The 12,496-nt window shown below is 65.6% G+C and carries 14 protein-coding genes; 11 read left to right on the top strand and 3 right to left on the bottom strand.

The features are described 5' to 3' along the window. Window positions 1-16 precede the first annotated feature (16 nt). A complete protein-coding gene (locus AAFG07_RS37030; RefSeq protein ID WP_342724560.1) occupies window positions 17-1,771 on the bottom strand; it encodes a methyl-accepting chemotaxis protein in 1,755 nt (584 codons plus the stop codon). 236 nt (window positions 1,772-2,007) lie between these two features. Here AAFG07_RS37030 and AAFG07_RS37025 point away from each other — a divergent pair, with 236 nt between their 5' ends. The 7 genes from AAFG07_RS37025 (at window position 2,008) to AAFG07_RS36995 (ending at window position 7,719) form a co-directional block, all read left to right on the top strand. Next, window positions 2,008-2,754 carry a YebC/PmpR family DNA-binding transcriptional regulator gene (locus AAFG07_RS37025; RefSeq protein ID WP_342724559.1) on the top strand — a complete coding sequence of 249 codons (747 nt, stop codon included), beginning with the start codon at window positions 2,008-2,010 and terminating at the stop codon, window positions 2,752-2,754. Between the two features lie 226 nt (window positions 2,755-2,980). Beyond that, on the top strand, window positions 2,981-3,508 hold the full coding sequence (gene ruvC / locus AAFG07_RS37020; RefSeq protein ID WP_342724558.1) for a crossover junction endodeoxyribonuclease RuvC: 528 nt from the start codon (window positions 2,981-2,983) through the stop codon (window positions 3,506-3,508). A gap of 301 nt (window positions 3,509-3,809) precedes the next feature. After that, a complete protein-coding gene (ruvA, locus tag AAFG07_RS37015; RefSeq protein WP_342724557.1) occupies window positions 3,810-4,427 on the top strand; it encodes a Holliday junction branch migration protein RuvA in 618 nt (205 codons plus the stop codon). Next, the gene (gene ruvB / locus AAFG07_RS37010) at window positions 4,424-5,473 is read left to right on the top strand and encodes a Holliday junction branch migration DNA helicase RuvB (protein ID WP_342724556.1); all 1,050 of its coding nucleotides are present in this window, start codon (window positions 4,424-4,426) and stop codon (window positions 5,471-5,473) included. Before ruvA ends, ruvB begins: the two co-directional genes overlap by 4 nt. Before the next feature lie 173 nt (window positions 5,474-5,646). Beyond that, a complete protein-coding gene (locus AAFG07_RS37005; protein WP_342724555.1) occupies window positions 5,647-6,564 on the top strand; it encodes a metallophosphoesterase in 918 nt (305 codons plus the stop codon). A 68-nt stretch (window positions 6,565-6,632) separates the two neighbouring features. Next, on the top strand, window positions 6,633-7,082 hold the full coding sequence (ybgC, locus tag AAFG07_RS37000) for a tol-pal system-associated acyl-CoA thioesterase (protein ID WP_021076499.1): 450 nt from the start codon (window positions 6,633-6,635) through the stop codon (window positions 7,080-7,082). 169 nt (window positions 7,083-7,251) lie between these two features. Next, entirely contained in the window at window positions 7,252-7,719 is a 468-nt protein-coding gene (locus tag AAFG07_RS36995) for a nuclear transport factor 2 family protein (protein WP_342724554.1), read from the top strand. A 304-nt stretch (window positions 7,720-8,023) separates the two neighbouring features. Here AAFG07_RS36995 and AAFG07_RS36990 read toward each other — a convergent pair whose 3' ends face one another. Next, window positions 8,024-8,668, bottom strand: coding sequence for a glutathione binding-like protein (locus tag AAFG07_RS36990; RefSeq protein WP_342724553.1), 645 nt, complete (start codon window positions 8,666-8,668; stop codon window positions 8,024-8,026). 99 nt (window positions 8,669-8,767) lie between these two features. Between AAFG07_RS36990 and AAFG07_RS36985 the strand changes: the two genes are divergently transcribed. The 4 genes from AAFG07_RS36985 (at window position 8,768) to AAFG07_RS36970 (ending at window position 11,332) form a co-directional block, all read left to right on the top strand. Beyond that, on the top strand, window positions 8,768-9,427 hold the full coding sequence (locus tag AAFG07_RS36985; RefSeq protein ID WP_342724552.1) for a TetR/AcrR family transcriptional regulator: 660 nt from the start codon (window positions 8,768-8,770) through the stop codon (window positions 9,425-9,427). A gap of 91 nt (window positions 9,428-9,518) precedes the next feature. After that, the gene (locus AAFG07_RS36980) at window positions 9,519-10,166 is read left to right on the top strand and encodes a dihydrofolate reductase family protein (RefSeq protein WP_342724551.1); all 648 of its coding nucleotides are present in this window, start codon (window positions 9,519-9,521) and stop codon (window positions 10,164-10,166) included. Between the two features lie 295 nt (window positions 10,167-10,461). Further along, window positions 10,462-10,860 (top strand): metalloregulator ArsR/SmtB family transcription factor, encoded by a 399-nt coding sequence (locus AAFG07_RS36975; RefSeq protein ID WP_342729352.1) that lies wholly within the window; start codon window positions 10,462-10,464, stop codon window positions 10,858-10,860. Beyond that, window positions 10,853-11,332, top strand: a complete 480-nt coding sequence (locus AAFG07_RS36970; RefSeq protein WP_342724550.1) for an SRPBCC domain-containing protein — start codon at window positions 10,853-10,855, stop codon at window positions 11,330-11,332. Before AAFG07_RS36975 ends, AAFG07_RS36970 begins: the two co-directional genes overlap by 8 nt. A 180-nt stretch (window positions 11,333-11,512) precedes the next feature. Here the strand turns inward: AAFG07_RS36970 and AAFG07_RS36965 are convergent, their stop codons facing one another. Beyond that, window positions 11,513-12,478, bottom strand: a complete 966-nt coding sequence (locus AAFG07_RS36965) for a glyoxylate/hydroxypyruvate reductase A (protein WP_342724549.1) — start codon at window positions 12,476-12,478, stop codon at window positions 11,513-11,515. Window positions 12,479-12,496: the final 18 nt, after the last annotated feature.

Below are 12,496 nucleotides of genomic sequence, written 5' to 3'. Positions count from 1 at the left end.
CCGGGCTACGGCACCATTAAAGCTTGTACGCGGTCCGGAACGCGCCCCAGTGCCGGCCGCGCACGCGGATCGGCACGTCGATCTCGCGCATCATCACGGTGGTGCCGTTGCCCATGTCGCGCGCGTAGCTCTGGACCAGATAGGCGCGCTCGTTATGAGCGGCGGCGAGGCCCGCGGGATCGTTGAAGATACGGCGATTGCGGCAATTGGCGGTGTTGTAGGCGACGTCGCCCGGCCGCTGCGGCTGCGAGTAGACCTTGTTGTGGACCGGCAGATAGCCGTTCCGGTCGACCGTCGCACAGAACGCCAGGCGCTTGTCCTTGGCGAGGAACGCCTCGAGCAGGGCGGGCAGTGCGCGATCCGCCCAATCCAGCATCCTGGTCCGATACTGCACCGGGTTGGTGCCTGATATCTCGACATAGTCGGTGTCGAACATGTCAGCGATCGTGATCGCGCCGCTTGCCAGTCCGTCCTCGAAGAGCTTGCTCAGTGTGCGACCCGCCTCCATCGCGCGGGTGACGAGTTCGGCGTTCTCCTCATGGATCGCCCACATCCGGTCTTCGATCTTCTCGCGCAGCGCGGCGGACGCCGCCTCGAAGCGCGCCTGGCTGCCTGCCTTGGGGCGCTCGCCGATCCTGATTCGGCACGCGCCGACGTCCTGCAAGGTCGCGGTCAGGGTCTCATGGGTCGGCAGCCTCTCGGCATCGGGCCCGCCGATCAGGATGCCGTCCATCGCGATCTCGTAGACCGGGGCGGTGATCATGCCGCGTGCGGTCGTGATCTCGATTGTGAGGCTGCAGGGCAGGCGCTCGTTCTTGCGCGGATCGCCGCGCTCGTCCTGGCGCAGCAGCACCGCACAGCGCGCCTTCAGTTTCTGGGCGAAGCCGGTCACCGCCTTGCCGGCCTTGGCGACATTGTCGCCATGCGCGGCAGCTTCGCGCGTTGCCGAGTCGATCTCGCCGGCGCTGGTGCCGACCGAGACGATGAAGTGCGAGGCGGAGGCCGCGTTCTGGCCCATCTCGCCGGTGATCTGGTTCTGCTCGGCGACCGCGCCGTTGACGTTCTCGAACACCGGCCGGATCTTTTCGATCGCCTGCGAGATGCGGTGGACGGCGTCCGCCGATCCGGTGGCGTCCTTCTGCAACGCCTCGATCTTGCGCGTGATCTCTTCGGTTGCGCTCTGGGTCTGTACTGCGAGCGCCTTGACCTCGGTGGCGACCACCGCAAAGCCCTTGCCGGCCGCGCCGGCGCGCGCAGCTTCAATGGTCGAGTTGAGCGCGAGCAGCGTGGTCTGCCGCGCGATCTGCGCGATCAGATTGACGACGTTGCCGATCGCCGCCGAGGATTCGCGCAGGCGATCGACATTGGCGGTGGCTTCGCGCGCTGCGGCCGCGGCATCGTCGGCGAGCTGGCTCGCGCTGCGCACCTGCGCGCCGATGCCTTCGGCGGAATGGGTGAAGCGGTCGGCGGCCTCCGAGAACGTCGTCGCGGTGGTCTGCGCATCGCTGCTGCGGCCGGTGAGCGCGTCGGTGCGGGCGCGGATGGTCGCGAGCTTGGCGGCCGTCGCCTCGGCGCCGTCGGCCACCGAGCCTGCGGCGCGCTCGAGCTGGCGGATCATCGCGCCGAGCTCGAGTTCCAGCAATTCCAGGATCTCCCTGGACGAATCCTTGGCCGAATCAGTCTCGGTCGAGGCTTCAGCCGCGGCGGCCGCTGTTGGAACCTGCGGCGCGGCCGGCTCCGGCACTTGCTTTCGAAACAAACCGAATGCCATGGGCGCTCTGCGGGGCTTTTGGAAGTTGCCTTGGTAGTTGTCTTGGAAAGTTGCGGCGGGACGGGGTGATCCTCGCATCCGGGCATGAAGTCATGGTTAACAAGTGCCTCATATTCCGGCTTGCGGTAGTATTCCTCCGCCGGAGGGCCCCTGCCGACCTTTGATTTTGACCGCCAGGGGCCTATAAGGCCGCGTTTTCCACCCCTGTTCAGACCCTACGCTCGAAGAGACGTCGCATGGCCGGCCATTCCCAATTCAAGAACATCATGCACCGCAAGGGCCGGCAGGATGCCCAGAAGTCGAAGCTTTTCGGCAAGCTGGCCCGCGAAATCACCGTGGCGGCCAAGCTCGGCACCCCGGACCCGGCGATGAACCCGCGGCTGCGCGCCGCCGTGGTCGCCGCCCGCGCCGAGAACATGCCCAAGGACAATATCGACCGCGCCATCAAGAAGGCGATCGGCGGTGAGGGCGAGAACTATGACGAGATCCGCTACGAGGGCTATGGCCCTGGCGGCGTCGCCGTGATCGTCGAGGCGCTGACCGACAACCGCAACCGCGCCGCCTCCGACATCCGCTCCTTCTTCACCAAGTCGGGCGGCAATCTCGGCGAAACCGGCTCGGTCGCCTTCATGTTCGATCACACCGGCATCATCGAATACGACGCCAAGGTCGCCTCCGACGACGCCATGCTGGACGCCGCGATCGAGGCCGGCGCCGACGATGTGGTTTCCAGCGAGGCCGGTCACGAGGTCTACGCCTCGCAGGACACCTTCCGCGAGGTCGCAAAGGCGCTGGAAGCGAAGTTCGGCGAGCCGCGCAAGGCGGCGCTGACCTGGAAGCCGCAGAACACCGTCGCGGTCGACGACGAGACCGGCGAAAAGCTGTTGAAGCTGATGGACCTGCTCAACGAGCACGACGACGTGCAGAACGTGTACGCCAATTTCGAGGTGTCCGACGCGCTGCTCGCGAAGATGGGCGGCTAAGAGCCTCGTTCATCGCCCAAAACTCCGCTGTCATCGCCCGCTCGATCGGGCGATCCAGTATTCCAGAGACCTACGTTTGATCCGAGAAGCCGCAGCGTAATGGATCCCCGCTTTCGCGGGCATGACGAGCGGGGCTGAATGACGAGCACGGTGCGATGACACGCGGAGCAGGGGACGAACCTCCGTTTGTGTTTCGTTCTCCCGGCCCAGGCGGTATCACTACCCCATGACATCGCAGCCGATTCGCTCTCCCGTCCGCATCATCGGTATCGATCCGGGTCTCCGCCGCACCGGCTGGGGCGTGATCGAGACCGAGGGCAACCGCCTGGTCTATATCGCCTGCGGTTCGGTCGAGCCGCCGGACGATCTACCGCTGGCGAGTCGGCTGCTCGCAATCCATGAAGGGCTTGCTGCCGTGCTCGGCGACTACAGGCCGGCGGAGGCCGCGGTCGAGCAGACCTTCGTCAACAAGGACGGCGTTGCCACGCTGAAGCTCGGGCAGGCCCGTGGCGTCGCCATGCTGGCGCCCGCAATGTTCGGTATCTCGGTCGCCGAATACGCGCCGAACCAGGTCAAGAAGACCGTGGTCGGCGCCGGACATGCCGAGAAGAACCAGATCCAGGTGATGCTGAAGATCCTGTTGCCGAAAGCCGAGCCGCCGTCCGCCGACGCCGCCGACGCGCTCGCGGTCGCGATCACCCACGCCCATCACCGCCAGAGCATCGCGCTGCGGCTCAGGGTAGCGAACCTATGATCGACGTAAGTGAGGAGGGCACGCTCGTCAGGCTCCCTCCCCCCTTGCGGGGGAGGGTTGGGGAGAGGGGTAAGCCCCGGGCGATGGCTCATGAGATGCCGCGACGAGGCATCAACAAAGCGCGCGAGACAATTGAGCGCGGTGCGAGCGTTGTTCACACTCTGCGTCTGGCAATCGAGCAAGCGGCACCCCTCTCCCTAACCTTCCCCCGCAAGGGGGGAGGGAACCCTTCTGCTGGTGCGTCCCTCACTGAGGCCAAAGCGATTGTGCGGGGCACGAGCACCGAGTGCGGGGGCATACGATGATCGGCAAGCTCAAGGGCCTGATCGATTCCTACGGCGAGGATTACGTGATCCTCGATGTCGGCGGCGTCGGCTATCAGGTACATTGCGCCAGCCGCACGTTGCAGGCGCTGCCACAGCCGGGCGGCGCCGCCGTGCTCTCGATCGAGACCTATGTCCGCGAGGACCAGATCAAGCTGTTCGGCTTCCGCTCGGATCTCGAGCGCGAGTGGTTTCGTCTGTTGCAGACCGTGCAGGGCGTCGGCGCCAAGGTCGCGCTGGCGGTGCTCGGCACGTTGCCGCCGACCGATCTCGCCAATGCCATCGCGCTGCGCGACAAGGCGGCGGTGGCGCGCACGCCGGGCGTCGGACCCAAAGTGGCCGAGCGCATCGTCAGTGAATTGAAGGACAAGGCGCCGGGCTTTGCCGATGTCGATCCCGCGGTGGTGCAGTTGTCCGGCGCGATCGACAACAACCGCGCGCCGCGCCCGGTGACGGACGCGATCTCCGCGCTGGTCAATCTCGGCTACGGCCAGCCGCAGGCCGCCGCCGCCATCGCCGCCGCCTCGCGCAGCGCCGGTGAGAAGGCCGAGACCGCGCAGCTGATCCGGCTGGGCCTGAAGGAATTGTCGAAGTGAACACGCCCTCGCGCATCGTCACGCCCGAACGCCGCTCCGACGATGTCGGCGACACCGCGCTGCGTCCGCAGTCGCTGTCGGAGTTCGTCGGCCAGGCCCAGGCGCGCAAGAATCTCTCGATCTTCATCGAGGCGGCGAAGAAGCGCGGCGAGGCGCTCGATCACGTGCTGTTCGTCGGTCCCCCCGGCCTCGGCAAGACCACGCTGGCGCAGATCGTCGCGCGCGAGCTCGGTGTCGGCTTCCGTGCCACCTCCGGTCCCGTGATCGCGAAGGCCGGCGACCTCGCGGCGCTGCTCACCAACCTGGAAGAGCGCGATGTGCTGTTCATCGACGAGATCCATCGCCTGAGCCCCGCGGTCGAGGAAGTGCTCTATCCCGCGATGGAGGATTTCCAGCTCGATTTGATCATCGGCGAAGGCCCCGCAGCGCGCTCGGTGAAGATCGAGCTGTCGAAATTTACTCTGGTCGGCGCGACGACGCGCGCAGGCCTGCTCACCAATCCGCTGCGCGACCGCTTCGGCATTCCGATCCGGCTCAATTTCTATACCGAGGAAGAGTTGGAGAAGATCGTCACCCGCGGCGCCCGCGTGCTCAACATCGGCATGAGCCCCGACGGCGCCAACGAGATCGCGCGCCGCGCCCGCGGCACGCCGCGCATCGCCGGCCGCCTCTTGCGCCGCGTGCGCGACTTTGCTTCCGCCGCGGATGCCGATGCCATCGATCGCGGCATCGCCGACCGTGCGCTGAGCGCGCTCGAGGTCGACAGCGCCGGGTTAGACGCGATGGACCGCCGCTATCTCACCACCATCGCCTTGAACTACGGCGGCGGACCGGTCGGCGTCGAGACCATGGCGGCGGCGCTGTCGGAGCCGCGCGATGCGATCGAGGACATCATCGAGCCCTATCTGATCCAGTGCGGCTATCTGCAGCGCACCCCGCGCGGCCGGCTCCTGACCTCGCATGCCTTCCGCCATCTCGGTCTCGCCGAGCCGAACCGCGATCCCTCGCAATTCGGCCTGTTCGGCGGCAATGGCGATGAAGACTGAGCCTCCTCGCTCTCGAAGACGTGAACAGACGTGTTGACGCAGCGCATCGCGCTACGCGGTAACCTTGCCCGCTAACCATTGCGACGTCTCTGCAGGCCGTCTGCACAAACGCGGCCCAATTTCGCTCCAATCCAAGGGCGTATCATGGATCAGGCATCACCGATCAAACATCCATGATCTCACGTCGACATTTTCTGCGCACCGCCGGCGGATTGACCGCCGCCACCGCCTCGACCGCGGCCTATGGCCTGAGCGAGCCGGTCGTCCGCCTCACGCTGACGCGCTACGATCTGTCGCCGCGGCAATGGCCTGCGGACTTTCCGCTCAAGATCGCCGCGCTCGCCGACATTCACGCCTGCGATCCCTGGATGTCGCTCGATCGCATCGCCGAGATCGTCGAGCGCACCAACGCGCTGAACCCCGACATCATCGTGCTGCTCGGCGATTATGTCGCCGGGCTGCGCCACGTCACCCGCTTCATTCCGGCCTCCGAATGGGCTGCGGTGCTGAAGGACCTGAAGGCGCCCCTCGGCGTGCATGCCGTGCTCGGCAATCACGATTACTGGGAAGACAAGACGGTGCAGCGCCTAGGGCAGGGCACACCCGTCGCGCGCCGTGCGCTGGAGCGCGTCGGCATTCCGGTCTACGAGAACGACGCGGTGCGGCTCGTCAAGGATAACCGCCCGTTCTGGCTCGCCGGTCTCGGCGACCAGCTCGCCTATCTGCCGGCGCGGCGCTATCGCGAGGTCCGGCGTATCGGCGTCGACGATCTCAACGCGACACTTGCGAAAGTCACCGACGACGCACCGGTGATCCTGCTCGCGCATGAGCCCGACGTCGCGCTCCGCGTGCCCTCGCGCGTCGCGCTGCAGCTGTCCGGCCACACCCATGGCGGCCAGATCCGGCTGCTCGGCTGGTCGCCGGCGGTGCCGGTGAAGCACGGCATGCGGCTCGCCTATGGCCACATCAAGTTGAAATGCGACGTCGTCGTTTCCGGCGGCCTCGGCTGCAGCATCATGCCGTTCCGCCTCGGCGTGCCGCCCGAGATCGTGCAGGTCACGCTCGGCGCAAAGGGGCCGGTGGTGTCCTGATCGCGCTTGCGTGATCGCGCAATTTGCGCAAAACGATTGCTTATCCGAAGGCAATCGAGGGGCCGCAATTGACCTTACCCCATATCGACGGCGCGATCCGCGATGGCCGACATCATATGCAGGTCCGTGTCTATTACGAAGACACCGATTTTTCCGGCATCGTTTACCACGCCAATTACCTGCGCTTCATGGAGCGCGGGCGCACCAACCATCTCCGGTTGATGGGCGCCGAGCAGAACGCGCTGTTCGAGGAGGCGCAGGAGGAGACCGGCGGCTTCGCCTTTGTGGTGCGCTCGATGACGCTGGACTTCCTCAAGCCCGCGCGGATGGACGACATGCTCGACGTCGTGACCTGGCCGATCGCGGTGAAGGGCGCCTCCATCATGCTCGCGCAGGAGGTCAGGCGTGGCGATGACGTGCTTGTGAAGGCGCAGGTGCGCGTCGCCTTCGTCAGTCAGGGCCGGGCACAGCCGATTCCGAAGTCCATCCGCGCACTGATGAAGGCCGATCTGGCCTAGCTATCGGGCGATAGGAAACGCCCCATCGACTCTGCGCGGCGCGACGATAGATTTGCGTGCGACCAAGCGCGATCAGATTGATCGCGTTTGTTTTCCATTTCGAGCATGATCTTTTCGGAAAACCGCTTCACACTTTTCCGGATCATGCTTCAACCGCGAGGGATCGCCGATGTCACGCCCGCCGCTGCCACCTTTCACCCGCGAGACCGCCGCGCAGAAAGCGCGCATGGCGGAGGATGCCTGGAATTCGCGCGACCCGGTTCGGGTCGCCGGCGCCTATACCGAGGACAGCCGCTGGCGCAATCGCTCCGAGGTGTTTGCCGGGCGCGAGGCGATCGTGGCCTTCCTGACCCGCAAATGGGAAAAGGAGCGGGAGTATCGCCTGATCAAGGATCTCTGGGCGTTCGACGGCAACCGCATCGCGGTGCGCTTCCAGTACGAATGGCACGACGCCGGCGACAACTGGTTTCGCTCCTACGGCAATGAGCAGTGGGAGTTCGACGAGCACGGCCTGATGCGCCGCCGCGAGGCCTCGATCAACGACATCGCGATTGCGGAGAAGGACCGCCGCTTCCACTGGCCCGCGCCGGGCCCGCGTCCGGCAGACGTGCCCGGGTTGGGGCAAGAGCCGTTCTGATGCGCTCTTCGTAGCCCGGATGGAGCGAAGCGAAATCCGGGACGGTCTCTGATGCGGCGAGATCGTTCCCGGATTGCGCTGCGCTCCATCCGGGCTACGAAAGGTGAGGTGCGAGCCGGGCCGTCGTGCTTCGAGGCTCGCTGCGCTCGCACCTCAGCATGACGGTGAAGGATCGTTCCGCTTGGCTCGAGTTGCCGTGCGCGCAACCTATCCCCGTCATCCTGAGGTGCGAGCGGAGCGAGCCTCGAAGGATGGACGGCCCCGCTTGCAGGGCCGTCACGCCTCAAATGCTATCTGCGAATCCTTACGCCGCCGCCTTGTGGCGCGCGATCTCGGCCTTGTAGAGCTCAAATTCCTCCGCGACCGCTTTCGCGACCGACGGCCGCGTCCTCAGCCGTTCGTAATAGGCCTTCAGCGCCGGCCATTTCGCCAGCTCGATCGGCGGCGTCGCCATGGTCCAGTTGATCACCGTGACGAGATAGGCATCGGCGACGCTGAAATGATCGAGCAAATACTCGCGGCCTTTCAGGTGATCCTCGACATAGTCGAGCCGCGACACGTATTTCTCCAGCGCGTAGGACTTGGCGTCCGGCGGCGCCTTCTTGTCGAGCAGCGGCAGGAACAGGCCCTTGTGCAGCTCGGTGCCGATGAAGCACAGCCACTGATGCAACTTTGAACGCTCGGCGTTCGACGCGGTGCCGAGGCCGGCCCGCGGGAACTGGTCGGCGACATATTGCAGGATCGCCGCGTTCTCGGTCAGCACCACGCCATCATCGGTACGCAGCGTCGGCACCAGGCCGAGCGGGTTGACCTTGTTGAAGTCGGAGCCGTCGTTGCGGACCTGCTTGGTCTTCGGATCGACCTCGAGATAGTTGGCCGGCTGGCCCGCTTCATAGAGCGCGACGCGGGTCGCCATCGAGCAGGCGAGCGGCGAGAAATAAAGGTCCATTGGTGCCTCCTTGGGGCGGTCTGGCGCGGATGTCCCGGCCGTTGTTGATTTTTGTACTGTCATGGATAATATTGAAGGCGTCAAGGAATTATATGCGAAATGGTACAAAAAAGTAAGAAGCCGCCATCTGCTGCCAAAATCGGAGCGCCGGTCGCGCCGAAGCGGCGCGGGCGGCCGCGCGCCTATGAGCCCGAGGTCGCGCTCGGCAAGGCGCTCGATCTGTTCCGCCGCGACGGCTTTGCCGCGACCTCGCTCGATGATCTCAGCGCTGCGACCGGCATGAACCGGCCGAGCCTCTATGGCGCGTTCGGCGACAAGCGCGAGCTCTACATCAAGAGCTACCAGCGCTACCGCGACGACGCGCGCGCGGCGATGGTCGATATTTTCCGCGCCGATGCGCCGCTGCGCGAGCGGCTGGAGCGCATCTACCGCATCGCGCTCGACATCTATCTCTCCGGCGAGTCCGGCCCGCGCGGCTGTTTCACGGTGATGACGGCCGCGTCCGAGGCGGTGTCGGATCCAGGTATCCGCACCATGGTGGTGGAGGGCCTGACCGAGCTCGACAAGGCGTTCGGCATCTGCTTTCGCCATGCCAAGGAGCGTGGCGAACTGCCTGAGGGTGCCGATCCCGCGTCGCTGGCGCATCTTGCCTCCGCGACCATCCACACCATCGCGATCCGTGCCCGCGCCCGCGTGCCGCGCGGGGAACTCGAGGCGATCGTGAAGGGCGCCCTCGACGTGCTGTGCGCGGCCAAATAGAAGCGGCGAAGTTTCTTCTGCAGCAAATGTCGGGTGCTGTTTTTCCCGCCCGTCTTCCGTAAGGTCCCTCAACCTACGGAAGTGGAATATCATGGGAAAAGTCAGGACTTCGGCATTCTCGGTCTCTATCGACGGATTTGGCGCCGCGTCGCGGCAGAGCCTCGAAAATCCGTTCGGCGAAGGTGGCATGGCGCTGCCAGGCTGGTTCCTCCAGACGCGAACGTTTCGCCAGACTTTCGGCCAGGATGGCGGCAGCACGGGTCTCGATGACGAGATCGCGCGCAAATCGATGGAAAATATCGGCGCCTGGATTTTGGGCCGTAACATGTTCGGCCCGATCCGCGGGCCGTGGCCGGATCATGCCTGGAAAGGCTGGTGGGGCGACAATCCGCCGTATCACACGCCGGTGTTCGTGCTGACCCATCACGCGCGGCCCGACATCGAGATGGAAGGCGGCACGACCTTCCATTTCGTGACCGATGGCATTCATGCCGCGCTCGAGCGCGCGCGCGCTGTTGCGGGGGACAAGGACATCCGGGTCGGCGGCGGCGTTTCGCTGGTGCGTCAGTTCCTGCAAGCGCGCCTGCTCGACGAGGTGCAACTAGCGCTGTCGCCGGTGCTGCTCGGCTCGGGCGAGAATCTGTTCGCGGGCCTCGATCTGCCTGCGTTCGGCTATGCCGTCGTCTCGCATGTCGCGAGCCCGAACGCCACGCACGTCACCTTCGCGCGCAAGACTTAAAGACAAGAACGTCAGTTCAAATTGAGCGATGGACTCGCTTCACCTCGCCCCGCGTGCGGGGAGAGGTCGGAACGCATCGTCAGATGCGTTCCGGGTGAGGGGGAGTCTCCGCAAATGCAGCTATCTCCGCATACGCGGAGACGGCCCCTCACCCCAACCCTCTCCCCGCAAGAGCGGGGAGAGGGGGTGTAGCGGCGTCGCCTGCGTCAGCGGCCAAAAATTGGCCGTTGACGCGGGCGCCGTTCGGGCGTACTTAACCCAAAGGTTATTTAACCGATGAGCTAAGTACATGCCGATCGACCCCCTCAGTTCGACCTTCGCGGCGCTGGCCGATCCGACCCGGCGCGCGATCCTGGCGCGGCTCGCGTTAGGGGAGACCTCGGTGATGGAGCTGGCAAAGCCGTTCGATATGAGCCTGCCGGCGATTTCAAAGCACCTGAAGGTGCTGGAGCATGCCGGGTTGATCTCGCGCGGGCGCGAGGCGCAGTGGCGGCCGTGCCGCATCGCGCCTGCCTCGTTCAAGCAGGTCGACGGCTGGCTCGGGAATTTCCGCCGCTTCTGGGACGAGAGCTTCAACCGCCTCGACGGCCTGCTCGAGGAGATGAAGGCGGAGGAGGCCGCGAAGGCCCCGCCGCGCACCAACCGTAAAGTCAGAGTAAAGAAGGAGAAGCAACGTGGACGCACGCGTGGATAAGACGCTGAGGATCACCACCCCGTCGGAATTCGAGTTCGCCATGACGCGCCAGTTCGCCGCGCCGCGGCGCTTCGTGTTCGACGCCATGACGAAGCCCGAATACGTCGTGCGTTGGCTCGGCTGCGAGCAGCTCACAATGCCGGTGTGCGAGATCGACCTGCGCGTCGGCGGCGCCTATCGGTTCGTGTTCCGGTCGTCCGACGGCGTCGAGCACATCCTCACCGGCACCTATCGCGAAGTGGTGCGCCCGGAGCGGTTGGCATTCGGCGAGACCTTTGCGATGCCGGGCTTCACCAGCGACGAATATCTGGTCACCTCGACCTTCGTCGAGGAGGGCGGAACGACCACGCTGACGACCACCATTCGCCATCCCACCAAGGAGGCGCGTGACGGCCATCTCAATTCCGGCATCGACAAGGGCGTCGAGCCCGCCTACGACCGGCTCGCGGACGTCGTGGCCGAGATGGGGTGAGGCCGTGGCCGCAAGTTGCGCTTCGCCAGCGAAGCGCTGCTCCATCAACGTGGTCGTCCCTGCGAAAGCAGGGACCCATACCCCGCGGCCCGTGTAGTGAAACAGACTCGTCGTTCCACTATCGCGCATCAATAAGCATCGGTGGTTATGGGTCCCTGCTTTCGCAGGGACGACACTGCCTCAATACCCCCGCTTGCGATCGACGAGATTCTCCAGCGCGCCGCCTTGCTCGAAGCGCGCGATCTGCTGCGCGACGTATTTCGAGATCTCGTCGGCGTCGGTATCGGCGGCGTTGTGCGGCGTCAGCACCACCTTCGGGTGGCTCCAGAACGGGCTGTCTTGCGGCAGCGGCTCGGTCTCGTAGACGTCGAGCGAGGCGGCGCCCAGCGTGCCGTCGTCGAGCGCGCGCAAAATGTCCGATTCGTTCTGCAAGCCGCCGCGGCCGGCATTGATGATCACGGGTGCGCCGAGCGGGCTCTCGCGGTTGAGCTTTGCGAACACGTCGCGGTTCAGCACGTGGCGCGTATCCGGCGTCAGCGGCAGCAGGCAGACCAGGATGTTGGTCTCGCGCAGGAACGCGTCCAGCCCCTCAGTGCCATGGTGGCAGGCGATGCCGTCGATCCGCTTCTCGCTGCGGCTCCAGCCGACGACGCGGAAGCCGAGCGCGCGCAGCGCGTGCGCCGAGGCCGCGCCAAGCGTGCCGAGCCCCATCACGCCGACGGTGATCGCGCTTGCCGCCCATTGATAGTCCGGCGCCCAGCGCCTCAATCGCTGCGACTCCCGCAGATAGAGTTCCTGGCGGTGATGCATCAGCACATGCAGCACGACATATTCGGTCATGCGATCGGTGAGGTCGCCGACCGCGACCCGTACCAGCGGCACGTCGGGCAGCGAGCGGTCGGCCATCAGCGCGTCGACGCCGGCGCCGAGATTGAAGATCACGCGCAGGTTCTTGAACGCCGCGAGCTCGCCCGGCTTCGGCTTCCACACCGCGGCATAGTGCACCTCGGCGGGATCGAGCGTGCCGTCCGGCAGCAGCACCACGCGGCGGTCCGGGCAGACCGTGTCGAACCGCGCCTTCCAGCGCGCCGACGACCAGTTTTCCGAGCCGCCATTGATCAGCAGCGCCAGTGCGCCCTTACCCATCTGGATACCTCCAATATC

Origin of the sequence: Bradyrhizobium sp. B097 (genome assembly GCF_038957035.1) — a bacterium.
Taxonomy (GTDB): Bacteria; Pseudomonadota; Alphaproteobacteria; order Rhizobiales; family Xanthobacteraceae; genus Bradyrhizobium.
This window is presented reverse-complemented; position numbering and strand designations above follow the sequence as displayed.

Coding starts and splice junctions, on each gene's coding strand:
- AAFG07_RS37030 (WP_342724560.1), bottom strand. CDS start 1,771: ATGGCATTCGGTTTGTTTCGAAAGCAAGTGCCGGAGCCGGCCGCGCCG.
- AAFG07_RS37025 (WP_342724559.1), top strand. CDS start 2,008: ATGGCCGGCCATTCCCAATTCAAGAACATCATGCACCGCAAGGGCCGG.
- ruvC (WP_342724558.1), top strand. CDS start 2,981: ATGACATCGCAGCCGATTCGCTCTCCCGTCCGCATCATCGGTATCGAT.
- ruvA (WP_342724557.1), top strand. CDS start 3,810: ATGATCGGCAAGCTCAAGGGCCTGATCGATTCCTACGGCGAGGATTAC.
- AAFG07_RS37005 (WP_342724555.1), top strand. CDS start 5,647: ATGATCTCACGTCGACATTTTCTGCGCACCGCCGGCGGATTGACCGCC.
- AAFG07_RS36995 (WP_342724554.1), top strand. CDS start 7,252: ATGTCACGCCCGCCGCTGCCACCTTTCACCCGCGAGACCGCCGCGCAG.
- AAFG07_RS36990 (WP_342724553.1), bottom strand. CDS start 8,668: ATGGACCTTTATTTCTCGCCGCTCGCCTGCTCGATGGCGACCCGCGTC.
- AAFG07_RS36985 (WP_342724552.1), top strand. CDS start 8,768: ATGGTACAAAAAAGTAAGAAGCCGCCATCTGCTGCCAAAATCGGAGCG.
- AAFG07_RS36980 (WP_342724551.1), top strand. CDS start 9,519: ATGGGAAAAGTCAGGACTTCGGCATTCTCGGTCTCTATCGACGGATTT.
- AAFG07_RS36965 (WP_342724549.1), bottom strand. CDS start 12,478: ATGGGTAAGGGCGCACTGGCGCTGCTGATCAATGGCGGCTCGGAAAAC.